At 43.7% G+C, this 13,697-nt stretch carries 10 protein-coding genes; 6 read left to right on the forward strand and 4 right to left on the reverse strand.

Annotation, left to right across the window (positions count from 1 at the left end; translation table 11 throughout):
- The first annotated feature begins 14 nt into the window (after window positions 1-14).
- The 4 genes from AB4589_RS18830 (at window position 15) to AB4589_RS18845 (ending at window position 4,598) form a co-directional block, all read left to right on the forward strand.
- Window positions 15-920 carry a lysine exporter LysO family protein gene (locus tag AB4589_RS18830; protein WP_135442712.1) on the forward strand — a complete coding sequence of 302 codons (906 nt, stop codon included), beginning with the start codon at window positions 15-17 and terminating at the stop codon, window positions 918-920.
- 174 nt (window positions 921-1,094) lie between these two features.
- The gene (locus AB4589_RS18835; RefSeq protein WP_009847065.1) at window positions 1,095-1,622 is read left to right on the forward strand and encodes a hypothetical protein; all 528 of its coding nucleotides are present in this window, start codon (window positions 1,095-1,097) and stop codon (window positions 1,620-1,622) included.
- A gap of 118 nt (window positions 1,623-1,740) precedes the next feature.
- Window positions 1,741-3,384, forward strand: a complete 1,644-nt coding sequence (panP, locus tag AB4589_RS18840) for a pyridoxal-dependent aspartate 1-decarboxylase PanP (protein WP_017101464.1) — start codon at window positions 1,741-1,743, stop codon at window positions 3,382-3,384.
- Window positions 3,385-3,743: 359 nt separating this feature from the next.
- Window positions 3,744-4,598, forward strand: a complete 855-nt coding sequence (locus AB4589_RS18845) for a MurR/RpiR family transcriptional regulator (RefSeq protein WP_004734686.1) — start codon at window positions 3,744-3,746, stop codon at window positions 4,596-4,598.
- 125 nt (window positions 4,599-4,723) lie between these two features.
- Here AB4589_RS18845 and AB4589_RS18850 read toward each other — a convergent pair whose 3' ends face one another.
- Window positions 4,724-6,016 carry an iron-containing alcohol dehydrogenase gene (locus tag AB4589_RS18850; RefSeq protein WP_372101487.1) on the reverse strand — a complete coding sequence of 431 codons (1,293 nt, stop codon included), beginning with the start codon at window positions 6,014-6,016 and terminating at the stop codon, window positions 4,724-4,726.
- Between the two features lie 518 nt (window positions 6,017-6,534).
- On the opposite strand from AB4589_RS18850, the gene AB4589_RS18855 reads away from it, so the two are divergent.
- Window positions 6,535-6,798, forward strand: coding sequence for a GrxA family glutaredoxin (locus AB4589_RS18855; protein ID WP_009847069.1), 264 nt, complete (start codon window positions 6,535-6,537; stop codon window positions 6,796-6,798).
- Window positions 6,799-7,046: 248 nt separating this feature from the next.
- Window positions 7,047-8,729 carry an aspartate:alanine antiporter gene (locus AB4589_RS18860; protein WP_012604238.1) on the forward strand — a complete coding sequence of 561 codons (1,683 nt, stop codon included), beginning with the start codon at window positions 7,047-7,049 and terminating at the stop codon, window positions 8,727-8,729.
- Window positions 8,730-8,904: 175 nt separating this feature from the next.
- Here AB4589_RS18860 and fabV read toward each other — a convergent pair whose 3' ends face one another.
- The 3 genes from fabV to AB4589_RS18875 form a co-directional block, all read right to left on the reverse strand.
- Entirely contained in the window at window positions 8,905-10,107 is a 1,203-nt protein-coding gene (fabV, locus tag AB4589_RS18865; RefSeq protein WP_371709644.1) for an enoyl-ACP reductase FabV, read from the reverse strand.
- 209 nt (window positions 10,108-10,316) lie between these two features.
- A complete protein-coding gene (locus tag AB4589_RS18870; protein ID WP_017101462.1) occupies window positions 10,317-12,599 on the reverse strand; it encodes an acyl-CoA dehydrogenase in 2,283 nt (760 codons plus the stop codon).
- A 55-nt stretch (window positions 12,600-12,654) separates the two neighbouring features.
- Complete coding sequence (locus AB4589_RS18875; RefSeq protein ID WP_009847073.1) at window positions 12,655-13,284, reverse strand: TetR/AcrR family transcriptional regulator; 630 nt, start codon at window positions 13,282-13,284, stop codon at window positions 12,655-12,657.
- Window positions 13,285-13,697 lie beyond the last annotated feature (413 nt).

The following is a 13,697-nucleotide window of genomic DNA, read 5'->3' on the forward strand; positions in this document are numbered from 1 at the left end:
GCAATGAGGAAAGCATGTTTACAGGGATGATCTTTATATTTTCGCCACTCGTCGTGGGGTATCTTTTTTCAATTTCGAACACTCAGAGGCTAGAATTTATCAACCGCTCTACTTCGCGGTTGATCTACGTGATTCTCGCGTTGATGGGACTAAGCTTAGCCGCACTCGATAACCTAGGCAGTAACCTGCAGACAATTCTTCTATACACGGCCACTTTCTTTGTCTGCTTAAGCGTTTGTAACCTAATGGCGCTACCTGCTATTGATAAGTTACTGCCACTCCAGACAGACAGCTGTAATAAGAAACTCCCCCTGTCTTCTATGGCGATGGAGTCTGCCAAACTCATATTAGTGGTCGGTTCCGGCCTTATTGCGGGTTTAGTTCTGCCTATTGGCCTTGATTGGGTTGATACCGCGAGTGAATGGATTCTGTTTGTTCTACTGTTCTTTATTGGCATTCAGTTACGCAATAGCGGACTAACACTTCGTCAAATCTTACTCAACAAGCACGGTATGGTAATCGCAATCGCAATCATCGCCACCTCAATGCTTGGTGGTATTATTGCGGCTTATATCCTTGATATCCCTCTGTTCAAAGCCTTGGCAATGTCTTCAGGGTTTGGTTGGTATTCTTTAGCTGGTATCTTGATGGGCGACGCCTTTGGTCCTATTTATGGCGGCGCTTCTTTCATGCTTGAGCTGTTAAGAGAGTTAGTTGCTTTGGTACTTATTCCTGTGCTGATCCGGAGCTACCCATGCACATCGATTGGTTATGCAGGCGCAACAGCGATGGATTTCACATTACCTGTCATTCAAACCACAGGTGGCGTTCGGTGCGTGCCAGTCGCCATAGTCAGTGGCTTTATCCTCAGCTTGCTTGTCCCGATTTTGATGTTGTTCTTTGTATCTCTTGCTAACTAGATCGCAGGAATAGCGTTTGTTTTAGATTAGAATGCAACTCGAATACCGATGCCCAAGACACCGATACAGTTACCGAAATAAAAAGACACTAAGTGTCATTGCTCAACAAATAATGATCACGGTAATCTGTAACGACAACGTTATAAAAAGAATAAACTTACAAAAGGAACCGCTATGAAACGCCTTTGCGTCGCATTACTGCTAGCTTCAACTTCGACTTTCTCTTTTGCAGCAGATTCAATGTCTGAGACAAATCAGTGCCAAGCAAAAAAATATGATGCGTACATCGACGCCTCTTTAGGTTGGTATGCTGACCTCGCTACATTAACTTCTGAGCAATACCCAGAATTGACAGAAGTAAGCGAGTGGTTCCTAGAAGGTCGTAAGCACCACTTCGAGCTTAATCGCGCTGCGGTAAACTACTACCTTGTGAACGATTCAAGCAAAGTGGCAACAGAGCAACCGGTAGAAGGCTGGCTGCAACTGGAACAACACGACATTAAGACGTTATCAACACGTGATGATGAGCTTGGTAGAATTGCGAAAACAACGTTCGACGACCGCCAATCAACACCTCACGCTCAAAACTACGAGCTACGTTCCGCCTTTGCTGAGCTGCTTAGTCACCCTAAGCAAATCGATACAGCACTGCAGCGTTACAACCAGTCGATCGCCAAACTAGAAGCGATCAAGTGTAAATAACCCTTAATTTACTATGCTTTTATGGGAAGTTGGATTTCATAATTAAGACGGGACATTGTTCCCGTTTTCGTTTAGATTATCCCGCTCGCGTCAATATAAGAAAAATAACTCGCTTGCTATGGTTACGGAACAAAAAACAGCAGATGTTAGCTTTGACAGTCTTCTACGTATCTTTACAGTACCAGAAGGCCCAGACTCAACACTCACTCAAATCGAAGACAAACTTTCACGAAACCTGAATCAATTCTTACGTGAACACATTGTGGCTGAAGAAAAGCCATTACGTGAGATTGAGAAAGATTTTTCGAATGCTCATATCCCAGAGCAGCCTGAGTTTGTTTCAGAACATACCGAGCATCTCCTCGATTCTCTTGTATCTCATTCTGTACATACGTCGTCGCCAAGTTTTATTGGTCACATGACGTCTGCGCTACCCTATTTCCTGATGCCGCTGTCTAAAATCATGATTGCGCTAAATCAGAATCTAGTAAAAATCGAGACCTCAAAAGCTTTCACTCCCCTAGAACGTCAAGTTCTGGGTATGTTACATCGCCTGATTTATCAGGATAGCGACCAGTTTTATTCTCGCTGGATGCACAGTGCCAACCACTCTTTAGGAGCGTTTTGTTCTGGCGGTACCATCGCGAATATTACTGCGCTTTGGGTTGCTCGTAACAATGCGCTAAAAGCACAAGGTTCGTTCAAAGGTGTGGAAAAAGAAGGCTTATTTAAAGCCATGAAGCACTACGGCTACGAAGGCCTTGCTATCTTGGTTTCTGAACGTGGTCACTACTCTCTGAAAAAAGCAGCGGATGTCCTTGGTATTGGTCAAGAAGGTCTAGTGTCTGTTAAAACGGATAACGACAACCGCATTTGTACTGACGATCTAAGACTCAAGATTGAACAGCTCAAGCAGAATAAGATAAAGCCTTTCGCTGTCATTGGTGTGGCTGGTACAACCGAAACCGGTAATATCGACCCTCTAAGAGACATTGCAGAAGTGTGTGCTGAATCCGATTGTCATTTCCATGTTGATGCCGCTTGGGGCGGTGCGACTCTAATGTCGAACAACCATCGTCACCTACTTGATGGTATTGAATTGGCTGATTCAGTTACGATTGATGCACATAAACAGCTTTATATCCCTATGGGTGCAGGCATGGTTTTGTTTAAGAAGCCAGATGCGATGACCGCAATCGAACATCATGCTCAATACATCCTTCGCAAAGGCTCAAAAGACTTAGGTAGCCATACGTTAGAAGGCTCTCGTTCAGGTATGGCAATGTTAGTCTACGCCTCAATGCACATCATCAGTCGCCCTGGGTATGAACTGCTGATCGACCAGAGCATAAATAAAGCGCGCTACTTTGCTGACCTGATTAAAGATCAAAACGACTTCGAACTGGTTTCAGAGCCTGAGCTTTGCCTACTGACCTATCGCTATGTGCCTGAATCAGTCAAAGCAGCACTACTCAAGGCTAAAGCACCAGAGCGTGTTGAACTGAATGAGCTACTGAATGAACTGACCAAGTTTATTCAGAAGAAGCAACGTGAAACGGGCAAGTCTTTCGTATCGCGCACCCGCTTAAACCCCGAAATATGGGCGCATCAGCCAATCATCGTTTTCCGTGTAGTATTAGCAAACCCACTGACGGGCAACGATATTCTCTCTTCAGTGCTTGAAGAACAGCGTGAAATCTCTAAACTAGCACCCAACTTGATGAGTAAAATCACCAAATTGGTTAAGCTAATCAACGCCTAGCCATTCAATTTTAGTTGCATCAAATTGAAAATTTCTTTCTTTTTGATGTAACTTAGCTGTCAGTTCATACTCAATTTGCATTCTTTTTGCTCTAATCCTCTTCCAATTCTGTAGTTTTCTAAAATTTTGTTGAGGTTTGTCATATTCTTAAGCATTGATGCCGTGTTTTTGTATTAGTGAATAGTATCTTGGGTTTATACTGACTCTATGGTGCTAGTTAGCTTGATATCTATTTGATGCAGTAGAATTTACAATACCGAATATAAGTTTGGTTTTGTATTTTCTTATATTTGTTTCAACCATACCCCCTGGTAAAAGATATTAACTAGCAAGTTGTTCTCTATACCCTTGTGAACACTATGAATACATTAGAAAAAATACAAAAAAACCTGGAAAATTTCAGCAAGTCTGAGCGTAAGGTAGCCGAAGTCATCATGGCTTCCCCTCAAACTGCAATTCATTCTAGCATTGCTACCTTAGCGAAAATGGCTGACGTGAGTGAGCCTACAGTTAACCGCTTCTGTCGTCGTTTAGACACAAAGGGCTTCCCTGACTTTAAACTTCACCTAGCTCAAAGCTTGGCGAACGGTACACCTTACGTGAACCGTAATGTTGAAGAAGATGACGGCCCAGATGCTTACACGCATAAGATTTTTGAATCAACTATGGCTTGTCTAGATGTTGCTAAAAACAGTTTAGACGCGATGCAAGTAAACCGAGCGGTTGACTTACTGACACAAGCAAAACGCATTTCGTTCTTCGGACTGGGTGCCTCTTCTGCTGTAGCCAAAGATGCTCAAAACAAATTCATTCGTTTCAATATCCCAATCACTTGTTTCGAAGACATCGTGATGCAACGCATGAGCTGCATTAACTGCAGTGATAACGATGTTATTGTTCTGATCTCTCACACTGGCCGCACTAAAAGCCAAGTAGAGATTGCGAACTTAGCTCGTGAAAACGGCGCGACAGTTATCGCTATCACAGCAAAAGACTCTCCGCTAGATAAAGCGAGTTCTCTGTCTATCTCATTGGATGTACCGGAAGACACTGACGTTTACATGCCAATGGCAAGTCGTGTTGTTCAGATGACGGTTATCGATGTGTTAGCAACAGGCTTTACGCTTCGTCGTGGTTCTGGCTTCCGAGAGAACCTGAAACGAGTAAAAGAGTCACTTCGTGATTCACGTTACGAAAAGTACTCTCAGTTCTAATCTGTTAAGATGTGAGCTTAAGAATTAAATTCAATTGAAAAACGGAGCCTAGAGCTCCGTTTTTATTTGTCTGTTTAAATGGGTTTGTGCTGTGTCTGGTTATGCCAAGAGCAGATTGAAGACTGTTAGATAGTCCAGCTATTGCCCTTCTCAACCACGCTGTTCTCGGACGCATAAGAATTGATAATGGTAAAGCTCGACTCAGCGGTAGGCTCTTGCTCAATTTGATTCATTGAAGCTCCCTCATGATGCCCTTCTACACAACCGCACTTCTCGCAAACCTTCTTCAGAATATGTACGAGTCGTTCTTGGTTCAGCGGTAAAGGGTTCCCTTTAATCGCCACCGACTTGAGCGCGTCGGCAGACACCTCATCAAACTGGGCTTCACAGACACCAAATTCCAGTAAACTTGGAAGCTTGAGCGTATCCAACACTTCAGACAACCAAGAAATTGCCTCTTCCTCTGTTGCTTCTACGTTACCTGTCACTATCTGAGAAATTCGCTGATAACGCGCTAGGATGTCACATCTCTGCTGCTCCTTCGCAGCAGCTATGTTCTCTAACATCACAAATGGTGCTAAACGTGCAGTTATCACACTATGAGGAGCCGAGATTTTGCCACCTAGCGCAGAAGCCAAACCATGCGCAGCGCCAAGTTTGGCGTTAGTTATCGCTATTCCCCCTAACATAGAGGAAAACGCGAGATCAGAACGCGCTTGAGGTTCATCGTAGATACACGCCTGAATGACAGAACCACTCAGCTTACGTAAGCCTTCTTCACAGATCATATCAGTCAGTGGGTTCGGTTCACCGCACACATAGGCTTCCATTAGATGGGTAAATGCGTCCATAGCACCTCGCCCCGATAAATACAGATTCGTACCATGAGTTAGGGTTGGGTCAACAATCGCAACGTCAGCCAGCATGTCTGGGTTTCTAAGGCTGATTTTTACTTGGTCTTGCCCTGATTTCAGCACCGCGTTTTTAGTGACTTCTGCACCTGTACTCGCTGTGGTTGGAATCGCAATGAACGGAAGCGGTTTGGTTTTAAGAGGGACATTACGCCCAACGACTTCAACATAGTCATACAAACTACCTTGGTTAGGTAAAACCGCGGCTAACGCTTTGCCCATATCGATGGCGCTACCGCCCCCCATAGCGACAACCATATCTGGCTTAAATCGACGTGCAGAAATAGCAGCCTCCTCAACCATTTTGATATTAGGTTCACCGGATACGGCAATGTGTTGATAGCGCAAACTCTGTGCATCGAGATAGTCAGTGACTATTGAAGTGCGCTCTAATGTATTGCCAGTCACCAATAGCACGCTGTAACCGTATTGATTAAAGAGAGACAATGAAGCGGAGAGTGCTCCATCACCAAAGATGATCTTTGTAGATGTCATAAATTGAAACATGGTGCCTCCTGCGCCTATGACCGAACAAAACTGCGAACTCTTGGTTTTTAGGAAATTGGTCTCTTGGATTTCACATTTGAAATTTGAAATTTGATTTTCGTATTTACAACACAATCCCGGCACCCCAAATACGAATGCACTAAAACATCATTACTTCAGACTGCTTACAGAATATGGTTCCATACCTAGATAAAGGATGCCTCGTTCTGCGTTTGATTTTTTTGACAAGGTGCAACTTGTCGCACTAAATATCGACTAAAGTTGCAATCTTAGGGGTAATTCACATACTAATACTGAGGGGAATTCACGATGACAGTGGCCAATAAACAAGACTCTAGCCTTTTATGATTAATATTTGCGCTGATAGGCAAAACCTATCGTATTAAGAGGCAATTCCATCTTTATTTCCCCATGCCATTGAGGCATAGTTGGTTTTAAGAAATTTTGAGTGGCATTCATAAAAGAATAGTTAACATAAATGAGTTAACGAGCCTCATCCCGTATTTAGGAGAAATTAAATGTTTGTAGTTATTTTTGGTCGCCCTGCTTGTCCATTCTGTGTTCGTGCAAAAGAGCATGCTGAAACTCTTAAAGCTAAACGCGATGACTTCAACTACCGTTACGTTGACATCCACGCTGAAGGCATCAGCAAAGCTGACCTAGAGAAGACTGTTGGTAAACCTGTAGACACAGTTCCACAAATCTTCATCGACCAAGATCACATTGGCGGCTGCACAGAATTTGAAGCATACGCAAAAGAAAACCTAGGTCTTTTCGATTAATCTAGAATTTCTCATACGAGAATCGAAGCTAAAGCCTTAAACGGCTGATAACTAAAATAGTTAGACTGTATGATTGATATAGAGCCCGCTGATTGTAGCGGGCTTTTTTATGACAATTTTTCAACCGAAGTAAGATTAAGGTCAATATCGAATAAAATTGAAAATAGCACTTATAATTTATTTATATTTAGATACAATTCATTCCTCAAACTGATCCTGTGTTTCACGCTAATTATTGAGCAATCACTGTGAATATCGACGTTGTCTTGCTGTTAAAACAAAACCCCATCCTTCTCATTTTTGTTGTGTTATCTATTGGCCTCGCCATTGGTAAAATTCGTTTCGGTAGTCTCCAACTAGGAAATTCAATCGGTGTTCTGATTACTTCTCTTATCATGGGACATCTTGGCTTTTCCTTTAACGCCGACGCTCTCACAATTGGTTTCATGCTCTTCATTTACTGTGTAGGTATTGAAGCCGGGCCCAACTTCTTCGGTATATTCTTCAGAGATGGTAAGCATTACCTCATTCTTAGCCTCGTTGTACTTTCTACGGCCATTGCCCTTACTTATTTTTGCAGCGAATATTTAGGTCTTGGTTTCGGACTTTCCGCAGGCATGATGGCGGGAGCACTAACTGCAACACCAATATTAGTTGGTGCGCAAGATGCACTCAATTCAGGTTTAGCTGAAGTACCAAGAAACATGGACCTGGGTCTGGTCATAGAAAACCTCTCTGTAGGTTACGCGATGGCTTATTTAGTCGGCTTAATCAGTATGATTATGTTTGCCCGCCTTATTCCAAAGCTTCAGAAAGTAAACCTGCACGACTCTGCAGAACAAATAGCTCAAGAGCGCGGCCTAGGCACCTCTGGCCAGCGTAAGGTTTACTTACCCATTATCCGAGCTTATCGTGTGGGACCAGAGCTAATTACCTGGACTGATGGCAAGAACCTTCGTGAGCTTGGCATCTATCGCCAAACTGGTTGCTACATCGAGCGGATTCGACGTAATGGTATTCTTGCCCACCCTGATGGCGATGCCATTCTGCAAGAAGGCGATGAAATCGCATTAGTTGGCTTCCCTGACAGCCACGCTCGTCTTGATCCAAGTTTCCGAAACGGTAAAGAAGTTTTTGACCGTAACCTTCTCGATCTACGAATCGTTGAAGAAGAGATCGTCGTTAAAAGCGACAACATCGCGGGTAAGCGTTTATCTGACTTAAACTTATCGGAATACGGCTGTTTCCTTAACCGCGTAGTAAGAGCTCAAATTGAAATGCCGATGGACTTAAACATCGTACTTTCTAAAGGTGATGTACTGCAGGTGAGTGGTGAAAAGAGCCGTGTTCACGGCCTTGCAGAAAAAATTGGTTTCATCTCGATTCACAGCCAAATGGCCGATTTGACGGCTTTCTGTAGCTTCTTCATTCTGGGTATTTTGTTTGGTTTGATCACCATGACATTCGGGCAAGTCTCATTTGGTTTAGGTAATGCAGTTGGTCTTCTTCTATCAGGCATCATGCTTGGCTTCTTACGAGCGAACCACCCTACCTTCGGTTACGTTCCTCAAGGGGCGTTGAATATGGTCAAAGATCTCGGTTTGATGTTCTTTATGGTCGGTATCGGCTTGAGCGCCGGGGGTAAGATATTTGAGCATTTGACCCAAGTGGGTCCGCAAGTCATTGGGATAGCACTTATCGTGAGTGTACTGCCGGTATTCTTCGCTTACTTAGTCGGCGCTTACGCACTGAAGATGAACCGAGCTCTTCTTTTTGGAGCCATCATTGGCGCACGAACCTGTGCTCCGGCGATGGACATAGTGAATGACCACGCTCGTTCAACTATCCCAGCTCTGGGGTACGCGGGTACGTACGCGATAGCCAATATATTGATGACCTTAGCGGGTACCTTTATCATTATCATTAGCTAGTTTATTCAGCGTTATAGATTAGATATTTTAAATGCACTAATTCATCTTTGAGTTAGTGCATTTTTTATTACTTAATCTCTTTTCTCATTCCACACCTCTATACTACTTTCCTCAAACTACAGACAAAAAAAATAGGCGCTCAATGAGCGCCTATTTCGTTTATTTGATTTGTGAATTAGATGTCAGCTACATCAAATTCAACAGCTGTCTCTACATCAGCTTCGTAATCAACACCGTCAACACCGAAACCGAACAACTTCAAGAACTCTTCTTTGTACTCAACGTAGTCAGTCAGTTCTTTTAAGTTTTCAGTTGTGATTTGAGGCCATAGGTTACGACAATGCTCTTGAATGTCATCACGAAGTTCTAGGTCGTCTAGACGTAGACGGTTCACTTCATCAACTTCTGCTGCACTGCCATCTGCTTTGTATAAACGTTGGCTGAACATACGGAAGATCTGTTCCATACAACCTTCGTGAATGCCTTCTTCACGCATCTTCTTGAACACCATAGCGATGTAAAGAGGCATAACAGGAATAGCAGAGCTTGCTTGAGTCACAACTGACTTAAGAACAGCAACGTTCGCAGTACCACCCGTTTGGCCTAGTTTCTCGTTAAGCGCTGACGCTGCACGGTCTAGATCCATCTTAGCTTTACCTAGCGCGCCATCCCAGTAGATTGGCCACGTTAGCTCAGTACCGATGTAGCTGTAAGCAACAGTCTTACAACCGTCAGCTAGAACACCCGCTTCAGAAAGTGCGTTGATCCAAAGTTCCCAATCTTCACCGCCCATTACAGTAACAGTGTCTTTGATCTCTTCTTCAGTAGCAGGCTCAACGCTTGCTTCGATGATCGCATCTTTGTTTGTATCTACCGCTGTAGATGTGTACGTTTCGCCGATAGGTTTAAGAGATGAACGAATCACTTCGCCAGTCTCTGGCATTTTACGCACTGGAGATGCCAGTGAGTACACAACCATATCGATTTGACCTAGATCTTCTTTGATCAGGTCAATTGTTTTCTGTTTAGCTTCGTTAGAGAAAGCATCGCCGTTAAGGCTTTTTGAATACAGGCCTTCTTCTTTAGCTAGCTTATCGAACGCTGCTGAGTTGTAAAAACCAGCTGTGCCCGGCTTTTTCTCAGTACCGGCTTTCTCGAAGAAAACACCGATAGTTGAAGCGCCGCCACCAAATGCAGCCGCAATACGTGAAGACAAGCCGTAGCCACTTGAAGAGCCAACAACGAGTACACGTTTAGGTGCACTTGCAATTGGGCCTTGAGCTTTTGTGTAAGCAATTTGTTCTTTTACATTAGCTTCACAACCGACTGGATGTGTTGTAGTACAGATGAATCCGCGAATTCGAGGTTTGATGATCATATTCAACTTCCTTAAAAAATCAGGTTAAGGATAAGAGTTTCGTGCGCAAATGGCATCTAATTTCTGTAAAAATGTGGTGAAAATGCAAGTGGTTGGAGCACTCAACTGATATTTGCCGACTAAGTCACCATTTGTTAACGCTTCTATTGCGACTTCTACGACAAAAACAAAAAAGGCACCTTATTAGGTGCCTTTTATCATTTCGTTATCTAAGCAACGCTATTTAGCTTAGGTTTTAACTCTTTTCGCGTCAAAGTTTCACTAAAGTCATGACTGAAGTGATCAACTTGAATCGCTGTGTAACGCAGTTTATCAGCAGCAACAATTTGGTCGACTTCTACTTGTGTCAGAACGTCAGCAGCAAGTGCTTGAGCCAGTTTGTCTGCCAACAAGCCTTTACGAGCCACTTTGCCCTCTTTCACTGCTTTGAAGATCTTACGCTCCAGAGGCTTGATGCTGTACATCGCATTGAAAGCATTCTCCATAAGGCCAACACTATCATCCTCTTCCTTGCCGATGTAGCAAAGGTGAGTCAGACGTTCACGGTGTGCGCCCGGAGTCATCAAGCTTTCTGCTAGTTGAACTGTTAGGTTATCACTCGGTTTTTCGAAGTGGTTACCAACAGGGAAAACTAGACCTTTAAGTACTTTACCAACCATCTTGTTCGGGAAGTTACGGTACGCTTCTTGTAGTGATTTAGCCGCATTGTGGAAACAGTGTTGAACCGCGTAGTGTACGTAGTCTAGGTCAGCTTGTTGGCGACCTTCGTCTTCATACTTCTTAAGTGCAGCAGAAGCCATGTATAGGTAACTTAGACCATCACCCAAACGTGCAGAGATAAGCTCTTTACGTTTCAGCTCGCCACCTAGTGTCAGCATTGCGAAATCCGCACTCACTGCAAGCGCACGGCTCAAACGAGTCAAATCTTGGTAGTAAGGCTTAGTTGGGCCGCTCATGTCGGCTTTAATGAACTTAGAGCCAGTCAGTGCTGCACCAAATGCGCCAAACGTGTTTTTAGTTGCGTGTGAGATGTGCTTGAACAACAAGCTATCAAAGTCTTTTGCACCTTGCTTCTCGTCTGGGTTCGCTGCCGCTTCCATTTCGCTCAATACGTATGGGTGACAACGTGTCGCACCTTGACCGAAGATCATCAGGTTACGAGTTAGAATGTTCGCACCTTCTACTGTGATAGCAACTGGAATACCTAGGTAAGGCGCAGCCAAGTAGTTCATTGGGCCATCTTGAATTGCACGACCTGAATGGATATCCATTGAGTCATTCAGAATAGTACGAGCCATCTCTGTCATGTGATATTTGGCGATAGCCGTTACGATACCCGGCTTCTCTTTCATATCCAGTGAAGTGGTTGTCAGTGTACGAGTCGCTTCTAATAGATACGTTAAACCACCAATACGGCCTAAACTCTCTGCAACACCTTCAAATTTACCAATCGACATACCGAACTGCTTACGAACATAAGCATATGCGCCGGTCGTTTTCGCTGTTAGGTGGCCCATCGCCGTACCAAGTGCGGGTAATGAAATACCACGACCTGCAGACAGACATTCCACCAGCATACGCCAGCCTTTACCTGCGTAATCTGCGCCACCGATTAGCCATTCCATAGGAATAAATACATCGTGACCGCGTGTTGGACCATTCATAAACGCAAGACCAAGTGGATCATGGCGCTCACCAATCACAACACCTTCGTGGTCTGCCGGGATAAGCGCACAAGTGATACCGATGTCTTCTTTGTCACCCAGTAGTTTTTCTGGATCGTGCAGTTTGAAAGCCAAACCAAGTACCGTTGCCACTGGTGCTAGCGTAATGTAACGCTTGTTCCAGTTAAGCTTGATGCCTAGTGTCTCTTTACCTTCGTGCATGCCCATACACACAGTGCCGACATCAGGGATACCACCCGCATCAGAACCTGCTTCAGGGCCTGTTAGTGCGAAACAAGGGATATCTGTACCGTCAGCTAGACGTGGAAGCCAGTAGTCTTTTTGATCTTGAGTTCCGTAGTGAGACAGTAGCTCACCAGGGCCAAGAGAGTTTGGAACCATTACCGAAACCGCGGTACTGATACTACGCGTTGCAATCTTAGTTACGATTGTAGAGTTGGCGTGCGCCGAAAATTCACGGCCGCCGTACCCTTTCGCGATAATTAGCGAGAAGAAACGCTCTTTGCGTAAAAAGTTCCATACTTCCTCAGGAAGGTCTCGGTCTTCTTTGACAATTTTGTGGTCATCGAGCATAGCGAGCAAAGTTTCAAGTTCATTGTCCATGAACGATTGCTCTTCTGCTGTCAGCTGAGGTTTTGGGTACTGGTGAAGCTTAGTGAAATCTGGTTTACCAGAAAACAGCTCTCCGTCCCACCACACGCTACCCGCTTCCATCGCTTCTTTCTCGGTGCTAGATAGGGGTGGTAGTACTTTTTTAAAGAGTTTAAAAGCTGGGTCACTTACCCATTTTTGTCTTAGAGAGCTCATAGTTCAGATCCTTTTGTTCACTATATTGTTTGTGAATATTTTGCTTTTTATTGTTTTATTCTTTTGCTGACATGCCAGCGGCCAAATATGGAATAAGAATATCGACCACTGCCTTAGCATCTATCTTTCTGTCATAGTCATTCTCTGCAATTTCTATTAGAGCTTGGCTAGATGCCATGGTGAATACACAAGTCCCTAGGGTGAAGTGCAATCGCCAAAATAACTGTTCTTGAGTGAGGTTGGGATTAGCTTTCATTACTGAGTTGGTAAACAAAGTCAGTACTTCGCTATAACGAGTAGTAATGAACCAACGCAAATGGCCTTGCACATCTGTATAGCCTCGACCGATGAGTAACATAAATCGGCTCGTACCATTTGGCCTTACATCATTGAGTGCCCTTAGTGGCTGTCTTAAAGACTCAAACACGTCACTCATAGAATACGTTTCGTTCAAATTTAAGTTCACTAGTGCATCTTGCAATGCTGGCATAAATGCTTCTAAGTAACGATTGAGTACCGCACGAACCAGAGTCTTCTTATCGCCAAAGTGGTAGTTCACTGAAGCAAGATTGACATTGGCTTTACTCGTAATCGTGCGTAAAGAGGTGTCATTAAAACCGTGCTCAGCAAATAAGCCTTCAGCCACATCTAAGATTTTGTCTTTGGTTGTACTTCTTGGTGCCATTTCAATCACTCGTATTAAACAACTGTTTGAAATATACGCTTAGAACATTTATTTAACAAGCAAGCAACATCACATTTTCACAAATTGGTCGTACCAGTTGTAAGCATTACGTTCTAAGCGATTGAATAGAGACGCGTTTAATTAAAAAGAGAAAATTAATGAATTTTTGGGGAACTGAAATGGTAATCGAGGGTCATAAATTAAGTAGAAAACAGCGTATTTAGATGTTTAACAGGCCGTCAAACTTGTTTCTCACTGTTTTCTTAATTACTGCATTTTCCTTATTAACTCCTATACTTGTATCCGCCCAAACCGCGTTGGTTTGGGCTTTTTTTTATCTAAGATCACGGTGTTTTTTTTAGGTTAATAGTAGACACAAAAAAGCCCTCGAAACCGGTAATGCCGATCAGTTA

Origin of the sequence: Vibrio sp. 10N.222.49.A3, from assembly GCF_041475145.1 — a bacterium.
GTDB lineage: Bacteria > Pseudomonadota > Gammaproteobacteria > Enterobacterales > Vibrionaceae > Vibrio > Vibrio tasmaniensis_A.

Bases quoted from the DNA above. Each gene is read 5' to 3' on its own strand.
- AB4589_RS18830 (WP_135442712.1), top strand. From the start codon at position 15: ATGTTTACAGGGATGATCTTTATATTTTCGCCACTCGTCGTGGGGTAT.
- AB4589_RS18855 (WP_009847069.1), top strand. From the start codon at position 6,535: ATGTTTGTAGTTATTTTTGGTCGCCCTGCTTGTCCATTCTGTGTTCGT.
- panP (WP_017101464.1), top strand. From the start codon at position 1,741: ATGGTTACGGAACAAAAAACAGCAGATGTTAGCTTTGACAGTCTTCTA.
- AB4589_RS18845 (WP_004734686.1), top strand. From the start codon at position 3,744: ATGAATACATTAGAAAAAATACAAAAAAACCTGGAAAATTTCAGCAAG.
- AB4589_RS18870 (WP_017101462.1), bottom strand. From the start codon at position 12,599: ATGAGCTCTCTAAGACAAAAATGGGTAAGTGACCCAGCTTTTAAACTC.
- fabV (WP_371709644.1), bottom strand. From the start codon at position 10,107: ATGATCATCAAACCTCGAATTCGCGGATTCATCTGTACTACAACACAT.
- AB4589_RS18850 (WP_372101487.1), bottom strand. From the start codon at position 6,016: ATGTTTCAATTTATGACATCTACAAAGATCATCTTTGGTGATGGAGCA.
- AB4589_RS18875 (WP_009847073.1), bottom strand. From the start codon at position 13,284: ATGGCACCAAGAAGTACAACCAAAGACAAAATCTTAGATGTGGCTGAA.
- AB4589_RS18835 (WP_009847065.1), top strand. From the start codon at position 1,095: ATGAAACGCCTTTGCGTCGCATTACTGCTAGCTTCAACTTCGACTTTC.